Annotated in this window: 14 protein-coding genes; 6 read left to right on the forward strand and 8 right to left on the reverse strand. The window is 67.7% G+C overall.

Features of this window, described 5'->3' with window-relative positions; genetic code table 11:
• Window positions 1–3: 3 nt before the first annotated feature.
• The 7 genes from NI1_RS24560 to NI1_RS24590 are packed head-to-tail and all read right to left on the reverse strand — an operon-like array spanning window position 4 to window position 6,404.
• Window positions 4–660: a 3-oxoacid CoA-transferase subunit B gene (locus NI1_RS24560; RefSeq protein ID WP_067825017.1), complete on the reverse strand. Its 657-nt coding sequence runs from the start codon at window positions 658–660 to the stop codon at window positions 4–6.
• Window position 661: 1 nt separating this feature from the next.
• Window positions 662–1,426 carry a CoA transferase subunit A gene (locus tag NI1_RS24565; protein ID WP_067825019.1) on the reverse strand — a complete coding sequence of 255 codons (765 nt, stop codon included), beginning with the start codon at window positions 1,424–1,426 and terminating at the stop codon, window positions 662–664.
• Window positions 1,423–2,013, reverse strand: a complete 591-nt coding sequence (locus NI1_RS24570) for an RBBP9/YdeN family alpha/beta hydrolase (protein ID WP_067825021.1) — start codon at window positions 2,011–2,013, stop codon at window positions 1,423–1,425. Before NI1_RS24570 ends, NI1_RS24565 begins: the two co-directional genes overlap by 4 nt.
• Before the next feature lie 24 nt (window positions 2,014–2,037).
• The gene (locus NI1_RS24575) at window positions 2,038–3,354 is read right to left on the reverse strand and encodes an MFS transporter (protein ID WP_067825023.1); all 1,317 of its coding nucleotides are present in this window, start codon (window positions 3,352–3,354) and stop codon (window positions 2,038–2,040) included.
• Between the two features lie 60 nt (window positions 3,355–3,414).
• Entirely contained in the window at window positions 3,415–4,467 is a 1,053-nt protein-coding gene (locus tag NI1_RS24580) for a beta-keto acid cleavage family enzyme (protein ID WP_067825025.1), read from the reverse strand.
• A gap of 45 nt (window positions 4,468–4,512) precedes the next feature.
• On the reverse strand, window positions 4,513–5,406 hold the full coding sequence (locus NI1_RS24585) for a TauD/TfdA dioxygenase family protein (RefSeq protein ID WP_067825027.1): 894 nt from the start codon (window positions 5,404–5,406) through the stop codon (window positions 4,513–4,515).
• 23 nt (window positions 5,407–5,429) lie between these two features.
• A complete protein-coding gene (locus NI1_RS24590; RefSeq protein WP_067825029.1) occupies window positions 5,430–6,404 on the reverse strand; it encodes a quinone oxidoreductase family protein in 975 nt (324 codons plus the stop codon).
• Window positions 6,405–6,524: 120 nt separating this feature from the next.
• Between NI1_RS24590 and NI1_RS24595 the strand changes: the two genes are divergently transcribed.
• The 3 genes from NI1_RS24595 to NI1_RS24605 all read left to right on the forward strand — a co-directional run bounded on the left by NI1_RS24595 (window position 6,525) and on the right by NI1_RS24605 (window position 9,335).
• On the forward strand, window positions 6,525–7,550 hold the full coding sequence (locus NI1_RS24595; protein WP_067825031.1) for an AraC family transcriptional regulator: 1,026 nt from the start codon (window positions 6,525–6,527) through the stop codon (window positions 7,548–7,550).
• A 67-nt stretch (window positions 7,551–7,617) separates the two neighbouring features.
• The gene (locus tag NI1_RS24600; RefSeq protein ID WP_067825032.1) at window positions 7,618–8,133 is read left to right on the forward strand and encodes an OsmC family protein; all 516 of its coding nucleotides are present in this window, start codon (window positions 7,618–7,620) and stop codon (window positions 8,131–8,133) included.
• Complete coding sequence (locus NI1_RS24605; RefSeq protein WP_157535315.1) at window positions 8,130–9,335, forward strand: S1 family peptidase; 1,206 nt, start codon at window positions 8,130–8,132, stop codon at window positions 9,333–9,335. Before NI1_RS24600 ends, NI1_RS24605 begins: the two co-directional genes overlap by 4 nt.
• Here the strand turns inward: NI1_RS24605 and NI1_RS24610 are convergent.
• Window positions 9,315–10,601 (reverse strand): acyltransferase family protein, encoded by a 1,287-nt coding sequence (locus NI1_RS24610; RefSeq protein ID WP_169815628.1) that lies wholly within the window; start codon window positions 10,599–10,601, stop codon window positions 9,315–9,317. The two genes, NI1_RS24605 and NI1_RS24610, sit on opposite strands and share 21 nt — an antisense overlap.
• 451 nt (window positions 10,602–11,052) lie before the next feature.
• On the opposite strand from NI1_RS24610, the gene NI1_RS24615 reads away from it, so the two are divergent.
• From NI1_RS24615 to NI1_RS24625, 3 genes are all read left to right on the forward strand, one after another.
• Window positions 11,053–12,333 (forward strand): cytochrome P450, encoded by a 1,281-nt coding sequence (locus NI1_RS24615; RefSeq protein ID WP_067825037.1) that lies wholly within the window; start codon window positions 11,053–11,055, stop codon window positions 12,331–12,333.
• A 115-nt stretch (window positions 12,334–12,448) separates the two neighbouring features.
• Window positions 12,449–13,663: a cytochrome P450 family protein gene (locus tag NI1_RS24620; RefSeq protein WP_067825039.1), complete on the forward strand. Its 1,215-nt coding sequence runs from the start codon at window positions 12,449–12,451 to the stop codon at window positions 13,661–13,663.
• Window positions 13,664–13,715: 52 nt separating this feature from the next.
• Window positions 13,716–14,573: a class I SAM-dependent methyltransferase gene (locus tag NI1_RS24625; RefSeq protein ID WP_067825041.1), complete on the forward strand. Its 858-nt coding sequence runs from the start codon at window positions 13,716–13,718 to the stop codon at window positions 14,571–14,573.
• Window positions 14,574–14,584 lie beyond the last annotated feature (11 nt).

The following is a 14,584-nucleotide window of genomic DNA, read 5'->3' on the forward strand; positions in this document are numbered from 1 at the left end:
AGCTCATCCGGGGCTCGCCAGGGGCGCGCCGGTGGCGGCCCGGACATCCGCCGCGGTGATGCCCGGGGCGCATTCGCGCAGCACCAAACCCGTTGCGGTGACATCGATGACGGCGAGGTCGGTGATGATGCGGTGCACCACGCCCGCTCCGGTGAGGGGAAGAGTGCAGCGCGGCAGGATCTTCGGGGCGCCGGACTTGTCGGTGTGCTCCATCAGGACGATCACGCGGCGAGCGCCGTGCACCAGATCCATCGCGCCGCCCATGCCTTTGACCAGGTGTCCGGGGACCATCCAGTTGGCCAGGTCGCCGGTGGCGGAGACCTGCATGCCGCCCAGCACCGCGGTGTCGATATGGCCGCCGCGGATCATGCCGAAGCTGGTCGCCGAGTCGAAGAAGGACGCGCCCGGCAGGACGGTGACGGTTTCCTTGCCCGCGTTGATCAGGTCGGCGTCGACCTCGGCTGCGGACGGGTAGGGTCCGGTGCCGAGAATGCCGTTCTCCGAATGCAAGGCGACGCGCATGCCGTCGGGTAGGTGGTCCGGGATCAGGGTGGGCAGGCCGATGCCCAGGTTGACGTATTCGCCGGGCCGCAGTTCGCGGGCGGCGCGAGCGGCCATGGCGGTGCGGGACCAGCCGAGCACCTCGGTGGCAGTGGTCATTTCAGCGCTCCTGGGCGATGGTGAGCTTCTCGATGCGCTCGGGCTGCGGCCCGGTGTGCACGATGCGGTCGACGAAGATGCCGGGCAGGTGGATGCGATCGGGGTCGAGTTCGCCCGCGGGAACCAGGTTTTCGACCTGGGCGATGCAGACGCGTGCCGCCGCGGCCGCGAGCGGGTTGAAATTGCGGGCGGCCTTGTTGAACACCAGGTTGCCTTCGGTGTCGCCGACGAGCGCGTGCACCAGGGCGTAGTCGGCGGTGAGCGCCTCCTCGAGCACGTAGCGCCGGTGGTTCCAGCGCGCGCCGAAGGTGCGGACCTCTTTGGGCGGCGAGGCCAGCGCGATCGACCCGTCCGCGGCGTACCGCCAAGGCAGGCCGCCGTCACTGATCGGGGTGCCGACACCGGCGGGCGTGAAGAAGGCGGGGATTCCCGCACCGCCCGCGCGCAGCTTCTCGGCGAGGGTGCCCTGCGGTGTCAGTTCGACTTCCAGTTCACCGGACAGATATTGGCGGGCGAACTCGCTGTTCTCGCCCACGTAGGAGGCGGTGATGCGGCGGATACGGCGGTCCGCCAGCAGGATTCCGAGGCCGTGCGCGTCGGTGCCGCAATTGTTGGAGATGATCTCGAGGTCGGTGACGCCGGTCGCGGCCAGGGCTTCGATGAGCGCGCCGGGAATGCCGCACAGGCCGAAACCGCCGACGGCCAGGCTCGATCCGGAGACGATATCGGCGACGGCCTCCCGCGCGGAGGCTACGATCTTGCTCATCGCCCGGCTCCGGACGCCACGCCGGCATCGATCAACTCACCCAGCAGCGCGTCCCCGCGCGGCCAATCGCCGTAGCCGGAGGCCGGATTGAGGTGGCCGACGTCGCCGAGGTCCACGAGCCGGCTGCCCCATGCTTCGGCGAGGCCCGCGACGCGTCGGTAGGAGCCGAGCGGATCGGTGGTGGAGGCGGCCACCATGCTCGGGAACGGCAACCGCCGCCGCGGGATAGGGATCCAGCCGTTCGCCGCCAGCTCGTCCCGGCTCGGATAGCCCGGCGGCAGTGGCGTTTCGAAGTCCGGCGGGGTCGCCAGCAAGGCGGCCCGTACGGGCCGGGTGGCGTGCTGCGCCCAGTGCACGGTGATCATGACGCCGGCGCTGTGCGCGACCAGCACCACCGGGCCCGCGACCTCGGTGAGAACGGCGTCGAGCGCGGCGACACGAGCGGCGCAGGACAGTTTGTCGCGCTCCAGCGGCGGGACCGTGCGGACCCGGTCCAGGCGGCCGGCGAGATGCGTCTGCCAATGCTCGGGCACATGGTCGCGCAGGCCGGGCACGATCACAACGGTGGGTACTTCGGGGCCGTTCATGGTGTGCGGCAAGTCCTTTCGAAATCAGATCGAGGATGTGGGATCGACGGCGGCCAAACGGCGCAGACCCGCCGGGTGGGCTCGGCGACCCGCCAGCAGGGCGGCGATGGCGGGTAGGTAGGCCAGCGGCGCGAGACCCAATGCGGTCGCCAGACCGAGGTGATCGGCCAGCACGCCGACGACGAACGGGCCCAGCGCCAGGCCGAGCAGGCTGTTCGCCAGGGTGAGGGTGCCCAGTGCCGACGCCCGCACCGAGGGGTGGGTGAGGTTGGCGACCATGGCCGCGGTGGGACCCGACGAGCCGCCCGAGAAGAAGGCGCCGATACCGATCAACAGCAGTTGCGGTGTTCCGGCGCCGAGGCCGAAACCGATGCCCAGGCACAGCACCGACAGCACGCAGAACACCACGGCGGCAGACCATTTGCGCGTCACCTCGCTGCGGCCGACCCGGTCGGTGATCATCCCGCAGACGACCATGCCGGCTCCGACGAGCAGCGCGAAGACCGCGGCGACCGCGCCCGCCCGGTCCGGGGCCAGGCCGTAGTAGCGATTGACGAAGCTCGGCATCCACGCCAGCAGCACCGCGGCGGTGAAGATCTGCAATGCGCTGCCCAGATAGGCGTACAGCACCGCGGGATTGGTGAACAGTGACGAGATAGGCGCGCGGAAACCATTGCCCGGCTGTGTGGTTCGCGGCGCGGGTGCGGCGGCGTGGCGGGCCAGTTTCGCCTCGGTGACCACGGCCCGGAAGGCCGCCGCCAGCAGCAGGCCCGCAATGGCCATGGCGGCGAACGACCATCGCCAGCCCAGCTGTACGGCGATGAACCCGCCCAGCCCGACGCCGAGCACCGAGCCGAACGAGCCCCCGGCCATGAACGCCCCGCTGAGCGCGGCATGCACCCGGGGCGCGAATACGCTGAGCACCACGGCGATTCCGACACTGCCGTAGGCGGCCTCCCCGACGCCGACCAGGAAACGAGCGCCCAGCATCTGCCCGTACCCGGTGGCCAGGGCGCACAGCAGCGTCGCCGCGCTCCACAGCACCGCCATCAGCACCAGGCTGCGCACCCGGCCCCAGCGGTCGGCCAGTATCGACAGCGGCAGGGTGAGTATCCCCACCATCAGCGCGACGACGCTGGTGAGCGAGGCCAGCTGGGAATCCGACAGGGCCCATTCGGATTTCAGGAAGGGGAAGACGGCGCTGAGGACCTGCCGGGACATGTAATCGGCCAGCAGCAGCCCGAAGGCTAGTGCGAAGACCAGCCACGGATAGCGGCGGGCCCGAGGCTCCGGGGCGGCGGTGTGGCTGTCCGGCCCGGTGCCGGTGGTGTGCAACTCCATTGGTGCTCCTACGAATCCGGTGCGCCGAGACCTGCCGCGGCACACCGGAGAAGGTCCGGACTAGGCGTGCTGGGTGAATCCGACCTGGCCGGGCTTGCGATTGGGCGCGAAACCGATCTTCGCGAGGGTCTCCTGGGCGTCGGCGTAACGCTCGTCGAGCTTGTAGATCTCGCGGGCCTCCTTGCCCGTGGCGACCTCGCGGCCCAGCTCGCCGGCGATGCGCACCAGCTGTTCGACCTGGCGCACCGAGGACAGCTTCTCGCCCTTGCGACCCCAGAGCGTGTCCTCGTTGCCACAGCGGGCGTGCAGGCCCATCGCGATGGCCATGGTGTTGACCGGCAGGCAACTGCGCATGAGCGTCTCGAGGGTCAGCACCGCGCCGTCGGGGACGCGGCGCACGAACTCCATCATGTTGTACGGGTTGGGCCCGTCGAACCCGCCGCCGATGCCGACCCAGGTGAGCATGAGCGGACCGGTGTAGACGCCGCGCCGGATCAACCGTTCCACCGTCTCCAGCTGCGGGATGCTGGAGAGCTGGAAGTGCGGCTGAATACCGCTGGCCTGCAAGCGCTTCAGGTGTTCCTCGACCCACGCCGGACCGGCGGGCACCACCATCTCCCGGTACGCCTCGTACACCTCCGGGCGGGTGAAGGAGGTGCCCGCGATGTCCTCGTCGGTCATCAGCTCGACGATGTTCATCTGGCTGGTGTTGATGGCGATGGTCACCTGATCCGGTTTGGGATCCAGTTCGGCGAGCATGTGCCGGGTGTCGTCGGACAGCCATTTCGCGTCCGCGCCATCGCCTTCCGGGGAGAAGGAGATGGAGCCGCCGACCTGGAGAATCATGTCCGGCACGGCCTCGCGCAGGCGGCCGAGCAGCTCGTTGAACTTCGAAAGGCGTTTGGAGCCTTTGCCGTCGAGTTCGCGCACGTGGATGTGCAGCACGGTAGCGCCGGCGTGGTAGCAGTCCACTGCGGCCTGCACGTGCTGATCCATGGTCAGCGGCAGGTCCTCGCGGAAATCGTCGAGTTCCCATTCCGGACCGTAGGGGGCGACGGTGATGACCAGCTTCTCCTGGTTCTCCGGGAACAGCGAATCGTCGTGAAAATGCATGAGGGTGCTCCTCTGGAGTCGAACAGTGTTGGGAGTGAATGGATTTCAGAAAGTCGCGTCGCCGCTGATGCTCGCGCGCTCCATCTTGCGGACCGCGGGCCAGTAATCCTGGACGGCATAGTGCTGGGTCGAGCGGTTGTCCCAGATCGCGAAGCTGTTCTCGGTCCACCGCCAGCGCACCTGGAATTCGGGAATCGTGGCCTGCCGCATCAGGTAGTGCAGCAGTTCCGCCGCGCCCGGGGCGTAGTCGGCGCCGAAGCGCACATCCTCCGGGGTGTGGTAGTTGACCAGGTGGGTGGTGAAGGAATTGACGAACAGGATCTGCTCGCCGGTTTCGGGATGGGTGCGCACCACCGGGTGTTCGGCGTCGGGGAAGCGCCGCGCCAGCTCCTGCCGTTGCTGCATCGACAGGGCCGCGCCGAAGCTGGCTTCGATACTGTGCCGCGCCCGCAACCCGCGGATGCGGTCCCGGATCTGTTCGGGCAGGCGACGATACGCCTCGACCATATTCACCCAGATGGTGTCGCCCCCGACCGGCGGCGTCTCCACACAGCGCAGCACCGCGCCCATCGGCGGCTGCTGCCGCCAGGTGGCGTCACAATGGTAGGCGTTCTCGTAATGCTCGGGCGCGCTGTCGAGGTCCTTGTAGATGCGCACCAGCCCCGGATGTTCCGGGTCGCTGCCCGCCACCGGATGATCCTCCAGCGGGCCGAAACGCGCTGCGAGAGCGACATGTTCGGCCCGGCTGAGGTCCTGGTCGCGGACGAACAGCACCTTGTACTCGAGCAGCAGGGCGCGCAGTTCCGCGAAGAGCGCCTCGTCGTGCGCGGCTCGCGCGAGGTCCACATCGAAGAGTTCGGCGCCGATCGTGCAGGTCAGCGGCCGCACCCGGATCGAGCCGCGAGTGGTCGAAAACGGCAGCGGGGCAATGGTTGTCATGGGTTCCTCCCGGCGGTGGCAGGTCAGAGGGTGAAGACCGAGGAGCCGACGCTGCGGCCGGACTCCAGGTCGCGGTGTGCCCGGACCGCATCGGGCAGTTCGTAGCGCTGATTGATCTCGATCCGGATGCGCCCGGCCGCGACGTGATCGAACAGCTCACCGGCGAGTTCGGCGCGCTCGGCGGGGTCGGCGATGTAGTCGGCGAGCGCGGGGCGGGTGACGAACAGGGAACCCTTGACCGCCAACCGCATCGGTTCGATCGGCGGTACCGGACCGGAGGCGGTGCCGAAGCAGACCAGCAGCCCGCGTCGCGCCAGCGCGTCCAACGAGGTGTCGAAGGTGGTCTTGCCGATGCTGTCGTAGACCACCGGAACGCCCGCGCCGCCGGTGAGTTCCCGCACCCGCGCCGCGACGTCCTCGCGGGTGTAGATCACCGTGTGATCGCAGCCGTGAGCGGCGGCGATCTCGGCCTTCTCCGGGGTCGAGACAGTGCCGATCACATTGAGCCCCAGCAGTTTCGCCCACTGGAGGAAGATCAGCCCGACCCCGCCGGCGGCCGCGTGCAACAGCACGGTGTCGCCCGCGCGCAGCGGGTGGATGCGGCGCAGCAGGTAGGCCGTGGTCAGTCCGCGCATGGTCATGGCCGCGGCGGTGTCGAAGCCGATCTCGTCGGGCAGGGCGATCAGGTGCGCGGCGGGCATGACCCGCTCGGTGCTGTAGGCGCCCAGCGGGCTGCCGGTGTAGGTGACCCGGTCGCCGATCCGGAATCCGTCGACTCCGGGGCCGACCGCCTCGATCACCCCGGCGGCCTCGACGCCCATACCCGCCGGCAGGGCGGCCGGGTACAGGCCGCTGCGGAAGTAGGTGTCGGCGAAATTCAGGCCGACCGCGTGGTGGCGGATGCGCACCTCGCCGGGGCCGGGCGCGCCCACCTCGACCTCCTCCCAGCGCAGCACCTCCGGGCCGCCGGTTTCATAGAAGCGAACAGCTCGTGCCACCAGAAATCTCCTCTTTCCGCAGGTCATCGCGTGTGATGCAACCCACATTAAGCCGGATCGAGAGCGCGTGCTTATCCTGTCGGGACACAAATATGTTCATCTCGGGACACAGGAGACGCGTTGAGACCGCTGGCCCGATATGCGTCGCTGCACAGCTACGTCGAGCTCGGACAGTCGCTCGGGCTCGACCCGGTCGCACTGCTCCGCGCCGCCGGCCTGGATCCGGCCAGCTTGAGCCTCCAGGACCGCTGGGTGCCCGCCGCGGCCATCGCCGATCTGCTCGAACGCTCCGCGATCGCCTCCGGCACCGAGGATTTCGGGCTCCGGCTGGCCGAACGCCGCCGCTTCGCCAACCTCGGCCCGCTGAGCCTGGTGCTCCGCGACGAACCCGATGTCCGTAGCGCGTTGCGCGTGCTGTCGCGCCACGAGCACATGTACAACGAAGCCCTGCGCACCCGGCTCACCGAGCACAACGGCATCGCCACCATCCGGCTGTCCCTGGACCTGGGCGGGCCGGGCGACACCCGGCAAGCCATCGAACTGGCGATCGGGGTGCTGCACGGCCTGCTGCGCGGATTTCTCGGAACCGATTGGCAGCCACTGGAAGTCCGCTTCGCCCACCCCGCTCCTCGGGACCGGCGCACTCATCACCGCCTCTTCGGCCCGCACCTCACCTTCGACGCCGACTTCAACGGAATCCTCACCTACACAACCGATCTCGACTCCCCCAATGCCATGTCGGATCCGCAGCTCCGCGCCTACGCCCAGCACAGGTTCGATCCGGCCCCCGACAACCAGGTCACCACCCTCGACCGGGTCCGCGAGCTGATCGAGCTCCTGCTCCCCACCGGCCGCTGCTCCATCGACCAGATCGCCCGCAGCCTCGGCGTGGACCGGCGCACCATCCACCGGCATCTGGCCGCCGAGAACGAAACCTTCACCTCGCTCCTGGATGCCACCCGCGCCGAACTGGCCCAGCACCTGGTGACCAGCCGCCGGCACACCCTCACCGAGATAGCCGAACTCCTCGCCTTCTCCTCCCCCGGCAACTTCTCGCGCTGGTTCCGCGGGCGCTACGGCTGCACCCCCACCCAATGGCGCACCCGCTCACGCGCCCGCCGGAGCGACCCGCCGGACCGGCGATAGGCAACGCATTCGAAAATTCCTGCGCCACTTCCTGCGATCTTCGAGGCCGCCGGGCTAGCGTCGGATCATGGACGCCACCGAGTTGCGCACCGCCCAAGCGCCGCTGAAGGAGCAGTACCGCCGAGACCCCGCCGCCGCCCGCACCCCGCTGCTCGCGGCCGGTCGGATCGCCGCCCCCGGGATCACCTTCGATGTGGACCAGTTCGCCGGGACCAGCCGCGCCGGTCTGCATCGCGCCACCGGGGGTGACGGCTCGGATGCGTGCTCGGGCGACATGCTGCTCGAGGCGTTGCTCGCCTGCGCGGGGGTGACGTTGCGTTCGGTCGCAACAGCATTCGGTGTGGAGTTGCGGTCGGTCGAGGGGCGGGCCGAGGGGAGCTTCGATGCCCGCGGCACCCTGGGGGTCGATCGCGACGCACCGGTCGGGGTGCAGGATCTGGTGGTCACTTTCACCGTGGAGACCGACGCCGACGATGCCGCGCTGGCGAAGCTGGCGACCGCTACCGAACGCTATTGCGTGGTGGGTAGGTCGCTGGCCGAGCCACCGGCGATCGTGGTCCGCCGGGCTGTTCCGAGCGCATGAGCCCACGTCGCGCTGTTGGGCGGCTGCTGGTCAGTGTTGCCGCCGCCCTGCTGATTTCGGTGATGCCGGTGGGCAGCGCCACTGCCGGCCCGGCTGCCGCTGAGCTGCCGCCGGGGTTGACCTCCGCGGTCGGGCGAGATTTACGGCTCGAGCCGCAGGAGTATCTGCGGCGGGTGGAGCTGGCTCAGCGACTGGCGGATTTCGCCGCGAGCTTGGACCGGCGTTTTCCGGACGCGGTGGCCGGGACCTGGCTGGACCCGCAGGGCCGCGCGGTCGTCGCGATTCGTGATGCTGCCGAGGGGGCGCGGGAAGCGGTGCGTCAGCGGGGTTTCCTCGCCGTCGACGAGTCCGCGACCCCTGAACTCGCTGCGGTCAGCGCGGTTTCGATGCGAGAGCTGCTGATGGATGCCGCTTCCGATTCCACCGGCGATCGGACGGTCGGCGGCGACCGCTACATCGCCGGGAAGGGCTTGTGCTCTTGGGCGTTCAACGCCATCGACAGTGCGGGCCTACCGGCCGCTGTCACCGCGGGGCATTGCAATGAAGCCGCCGAAGCAGGCGAGCCGGTCACCGACGAACAGCAGACCTTCACACCGCTACCCGGCCCGATCGCCGGAGCCCCCACCGGCACCTTCGAGAAGGCGATCGTCGACGGCATCCGCGACTATTCGATCGTGCGGATCGCCGGGGAGGCGCGAAATTCCTTCGACAACAACCTGGTTCGCGCCGGGCAGAGCACCATCGCGATCACCGGGGTCGGCGTCCCCGTGGTGGGCGAGCCGGTCTGCAAGTCCGGTGCGACAAGCGGATTCACCTGCGGGATCGTCACCCGCGTCGACCAGCCCGACCCGCAACGCCCACCGATCCGTTTCATGCACAGCGCATTGAGCCTGCCCGGCGACAGCGGCGGCGCGCTGATCTCGGGAACACTCGCGATGGGCATCGTGAGCCAGGGCGGTTACAGCGACGAGCCCACCCGTTTTCCGAGCGAGAAGCCCGGCACGCTCCCGACGTTCCCCTCGAACCCGCTGACCAAGGAATTCACGAAAAGGCTTGCGGCAGGCGACTTCCAGTCGTTCCTGGAGCAACTCGGCCCACTCGCCGACCAGCTCGTGCGCGCCGTCCCCGGGCTCACCATGATCGCTCAAAGCGTCGCCGACGTACTCGCCGAGAATCCCGGGCTACAACTCCGCACGCAGTGACTTGCGCGCATCGATGCGGGCGATCATGCGGTGGCCGAGCTTGTGGCAGGGCTTCTCGATGGCGTGATAGCTGACGGTCGCGATCACCATCGCCCCGATCACCCAGGTGCCGAAGGTCAGCCACGCCGCGGGAATCCCGGCGACGGACGTGCTCCAGCGCGGCAGCGCATCGAGTACGAGCGCGTGGGCGAGGTACAGCGAATAGCTGATCCGGCCCAGGAACAGCAGCGGGCTCGGGAAGGAGCGCCCGCGCAGCAGCAGCGCCCCCGCGAACAGCAGGAAGGCGGGAATGATGGTGACCGGCAGCTTGACCCAGGTGACCAAGACGCCGGTCGTCGGATCGGTGACGGGCTCGGCGAACAGACTGGTCACGAAGATCATGCCGATCGCGAGCCCGAACACCCCCCAAGCCTGTTTGGCGCTGACCGTGCCGACGGTCATCCGGTAGAGCACGGTGCCGACGAACATCGTCGCGAAGATCCCGACCGTGTACGGTCCCGACTCCGGCTGGTTGAGCACGAACGGAACGGTGATGACCGCGAGCAGGATCGCGCCGAGTGCCGAGCGCCGATCCGGTGCCCACCGCGCGAACAGTGCCGCGATCGCTATCGTCGCGACCACGACGATCGACCGGGTGACCACGTTCGCGGCGGAGCCGTTGATCATCGCGGGCGGCAGCACCACCGCGGGCGCGATCAAACCGATCGACAACAACGCCAGCGGAACCGAACGCCGGTTGAACCCCGCGAGCAACAGCAGCGACAGAAACAGGTAGAACGCGAGCTCGTAGGACAACGTCCAAGCGGCCCCGACCATCTGAGTCCTGGTGCCGTCGATGAAGTACTCCCCCATCGTCAGATTCGTCAGGAAGTTGCGAACCGGATCGTCCCAGAACCGTTCGGGCAGCCGGAACCGGTCTATCCAATGCAGCACCATCGCCGCGGTCAAACACGCCCAGAACAACGGATACAACCGGAAAAACCGCCCCACCCAGAACGCCCCGAGCGAACGCCCCCGCTCCATCGAAGCAGGAATGATGAACCCACTCACCAGGAAAAACGCGAAAACCCCGAACTGCCCCAGCCCGAAATGCGCCTGCGAGAACCGAAAATAAGCCGGCCACAACCGCTCCGCCGAGTGCTGCACCACGACCGCCGAAGCCGCCAGCCCCCGCAACGCATCCAGAAATTCGTACCGCCCACCCCGCCCGCGCACCCCCGTCGCCACCCGCGCGACCGGCGCCACCACAACCCCATCAACACTCACGACAGCACACCGCCGACACAAACGAATTCATCAGCAGGACAACCACGAGAGCAAAGCACAGCTCAGACTAATATCACCCCCGCGCGATCCCGGCAAAACGTGCAGACCCAGATCGCCCACGTGACAGATTAGACGACCGATATAACTTCGCTGCTCCGAATCCTCCGTACCGGTCTCAATCCGCAACCCCCTAATTCTATTGCTACGAAGAAGTAGCGGCACACCCTACGATGATGCCGACTTTCGCTCTCCCATGTTTGTTTCGGCGAATTCACGCCTCCGCCAACCTCGACCGGGGTCGAGCGGTCGAAGGTTCAGTACCGGGCAACGTCGCCCCGGCGAGGCACCGAGCGGTGTTTGATGTTCAGCGGTTGCAGGTGGGGCGCGGCGGCCTATATTGGGATCGCGAGTCGTTGGAACTTGCGGTTTTCGTTACGGCACAGAGGTTTTGATGAACGCGCGGTACTCGATCAGGTGGGCGGCGGAGCATGGGTTTCCGCGGCTGGGGTTTCTCGCGCTGCGCGGGATGGGGGATCCGTTCGCGCGGTTGATGAGCGGGGATGAGGGGTACGACGACCCGTACTCGCTGATCGATCAGTTGCGGGGCGACGGCGGGGTGCGGGTTACGAAGGCCGGTTATGCGGCGTTCGATTACGAGGTGTGCCGGGAGGTGCTGCGCGACAGGCGATTCGGGGTGCGGCGGCCGATCGATCCGTCCGTGCCTTTGCCATTGCGGCGCTATGCGGAGCGAGTTGTGGTGCCGCCCAACCCGATCGAGGCGCCGTCGATGTTCGCGCTGGATCCGCCGGAGCATGGGCGCCTGCGTAAGCCTGTCGCTTCCGCATTCACGCCGCGTGCGGTCGCTCGCCTGGGCGATCGGGTTCGCGAGGTCACCGCGGAGCTGCTGGACGCGATGGCCGCGCACGAATCCGTGGATCTGATCGCGGATTACACCGCGCAGGTGCCGATCGCCATCATCGCGGAGATCATGGGTTTCCCGGCGGCCGATCGCCAGCTGTTCCTGCGCTGGGGCAGCCATGTCGCTCCGCTGCTGGATGTCGGCATCTCCTGGCGGACCCACCAGCGCGCCATGGCCGCCACCGCGGCGATGACAGACTACCTCGCCGCCCACATCGAGAAGGTGCGCCGCGAACCGGGCGACGATATCTTCGGCCAGCTGGTCTCCGCGGGCGACCTGAACACCACCGAATTGATGGCCAGCGCCAATGTATTGATGGGCGCGGGTTTCGAGACCACCATGAACCTGCTCGGCAATGCCGTCCCGCTGCTGCTCTCGCACTCCGATCAACTCGACCTGCTGCGCGCCGAACCCGAGCGCTGGCCGGGCGCGGTCGAGGAAATGCTGCGCTACGACACGTCGGTTCAGATGACCGCCCGCTGCGTTCTGGAACCGATGGAATTCGGCGGCGTCCCACTCGCGGCGGGCAAGTCACTCGTCGTCTCCCTGGCCGGTGCCAACCGCGATCCCGTCAAATTCCCGGACCCGCACCGTTTCGACGTCACCCGCCCGAATGCCAAGGAACACCTCTCCTTCGGCACCGGCATGCACGCCTGCATCGGCGCGAGCCTGACCCGGCTGGAATCCGTGGCCGCGCTGACCGCGCTCTTCGAACGCTTCCCCGATATCCGCCTCGACGGCGAGCCGACCCGCCGCCGGCTCTCCACGCTGCGCGGTTACTCACACATGCCCGTTCGGCTGAAGGCCGTTTGATACCGGGTGGTAAGTTTCGCTGTAATGCGACAACGGAGTCGGCCGGCCCAGCATTACTTTCGCTGGAACAGATTGAGGCAGTACGGGGTTCGCCCCGCGGCTGGGGAGTTGGTCCTTGAATACTGAAGCGATTGTGCTGGATCCCACGGGCGCCGATGTTCAAGCCGAGAACGAGCGGATACGCCTGCGTGGACCGATCTCGTCGGTGGGATTGCCCGGTGGGGTTGCGGCGTGGGCGGTCACCGATGCGGCGGTGCTGAAAGAACTGCTCGCCGATCCCCGGGTGTCCAAGGACCCACGCCAGCACTGGACGGCCTTCAAGAACGGGGAGATCGATCACCGGTGGCCGTTGCACCCGTGGGTCATCGCGGAGAACATGTTCACCGCTTACGGCGACCAGCACCGCCGCCTCCGCAAACTGGTGGCACCGGCCTTCACCGCTCGTCGCACCGCCCTGATGCGCCCGGGGATCGAAACCATCGTCGACGGACTGCTGAAACGACTGGATGCCCTGCCCACGGGTGAAGTCGTCGATCTGCGGCCCACCTACGCGTATCCGGTGCCGATTCAGGTCATCGGCGAATTGCTCGGTGTACCCAAGCATTTGGATGCCAAGATCAATGCGTGCGTCGACGGGTTCTTCGACACCTCGTTCACGCCGGCGCAGGCGCGAGCCAATGTCCTCAAAATGGTCTCGCTGATGGGACAGTTGATCTTCTATCGGCGCGGCCACCCCGGCGACGACATCACCAGCGCGCTGATCTCGGCGGTCGACGAGGACTCCGACCGGCTGACGCAGAAGGAATTGATCGACACCCTGATCCTGGTGATCAATGCCGGTCACGAGACCACGGTCAACCTGCTCGACCAGGCGATCGTGGCCTTGCTGACCAATCCGGAACAGCGCGCCGACGTCCTCGCCGGCCGGGTGCCGTGGTCGGAGGTGATCGAGGAAGCGTTGCGGTACCAGCCGCCGATCAACCATCTGCCGCTGCGCTACGCGGTCGAGGATATCGAGATCGCCGGTGTGCGGATCGCCGCGGGCGAGGCGATCCTCGCCTCCTACGGGGCCGCGAGCCGGGACCCGGGCATCCACGGTGGCACCGCCGGTGATTTCGACATACATCGGGCGAGCAAGGAGCACATCGCCTTCGGGTACGGCGCGCACCATTGCCTCGGTGCGCCATTGGCCCGGCTCGAAGCGGCGATCGCACTGCCGGCCCTGTTCGAGCGGTTTCCGAATATGCGATTGGCCGTGGACCCCGCCGAACTCCGGCCGCTGGGCAGCTTCGTTTCCAACGGTCATCGATCGGTCCCCGTACTGCTGTAGCGCGGCAATCGCCCGGCCGACCCATCGCGAATTACTGTGCGAGACTTCAACAATGGATCGAACCGCAGGACCCATTTCGAATGTTTCGGACACCGCCCGCTGGGTGGCCGCGTATCGCGCGATCGAATCGGCTCGTACCGATGCGCTCTTTCACGATCCGCTCGCGGAGCGGCTCGCGGGGGAAACCGGCAAGGCCATCGTCGCGAACGAGAATAACGCGATGGCCGGCTGGCCCCTGATCACGAGAACCAAAGTCATCGACGACCTGATCGCCGAAACCCTCACCGAGGGCTGCGATCTCGTCATCAATATGGCGGCGGGTCTGGATGCGCGCCCCTATCGTCTCGACCTGCCCGCCGATCTCCGCTGGATCGAGGCCGACTTCCCGGATTTGATCGCCGAGAAGAACCGTCTGCTGGAAGACGAAACACCCCGCTGCGTACTGACCCGCGCCGCAGTGGATCTCGCCGATCCGGCAGCACGTGACGAATTCCTGAACGAGGCGCTCGCGGGGGTGAAGAAGGCGCTCGTACTGACCGAAGGACTGGTGTACTACCTGTCCGAAGACGAGGTCTCGGGATTGGCGGCGGCACTGGCGCGGCCCGAAATCCATTGGTGGATCATGGATGTGAACAACAAGCCCGTGGTCGACCGCTTCAATCGGGTGAACAAGAACCTGCTCGAGAACTCACCCTGGAAATTCGGGCCGCTCGAGCCGCTGCGATTCTTCGCCGACGCGGGTTGGACCGCCGACGAGGTCGTCGGATTGTTCCGGATGGCAGCCCGATTCCGCCGGCTGCCCCCGCTGATGTGGCCGCTCACGATGGCGCCCGTCGGGCCCCGGCGGCCGATCGGCGGCAAGCGGCTGCCGTGGTACGCCGCGGTCCGGCTCACCTACACCGGCGCATGAGCGCCGGCCGG

The organism is Nocardia inohanensis NBRC 100128 (genome assembly GCF_001612945.1).
GTDB lineage: Bacteria > Actinomycetota > Actinomycetes > Mycobacteriales > Mycobacteriaceae > Nocardia > Nocardia inohanensis.

Excerpts from the sequence above, each read along its gene's own strand:
- NI1_RS24560 (WP_067825017.1), bottom strand. The coding sequence starts at position 660 with ATGACCACTGCCACCGAGGTGCTCGGCTGGTCCCGCACCGCCATGGCC.
- NI1_RS24565 (WP_067825019.1), bottom strand. The coding sequence starts at position 1,426 with ATGAGCAAGATCGTAGCCTCCGCGCGGGAGGCCGTCGCCGATATCGTC.
- NI1_RS24570 (WP_067825021.1), bottom strand. The coding sequence starts at position 2,013 with ATGAACGGCCCCGAAGTACCCACCGTTGTGATCGTGCCCGGCCTGCGC.
- NI1_RS24575 (WP_067825023.1), bottom strand. The coding sequence starts at position 3,354 with ATGGAGTTGCACACCACCGGCACCGGGCCGGACAGCCACACCGCCGCC.
- NI1_RS24580 (WP_067825025.1), bottom strand. The coding sequence starts at position 4,467 with ATGCATTTTCACGACGATTCGCTGTTCCCGGAGAACCAGGAGAAGCTG.
- NI1_RS24585 (WP_067825027.1), bottom strand. The coding sequence starts at position 5,406 with ATGACAACCATTGCCCCGCTGCCGTTTTCGACCACTCGCGGCTCGATC.
- NI1_RS24600 (WP_067825032.1), top strand. The coding sequence starts at position 7,618 with ATGGACGCCACCGAGTTGCGCACCGCCCAAGCGCCGCTGAAGGAGCAG.
- NI1_RS24605 (WP_157535315.1), top strand. The coding sequence starts at position 8,130 with ATGAGCCCACGTCGCGCTGTTGGGCGGCTGCTGGTCAGTGTTGCCGCC.
- NI1_RS24615 (WP_067825037.1), top strand. The coding sequence starts at position 11,053 with ATGAACGCGCGGTACTCGATCAGGTGGGCGGCGGAGCATGGGTTTCCG.
- NI1_RS24625 (WP_067825041.1), top strand. The coding sequence starts at position 13,716 with ATGGATCGAACCGCAGGACCCATTTCGAATGTTTCGGACACCGCCCGC.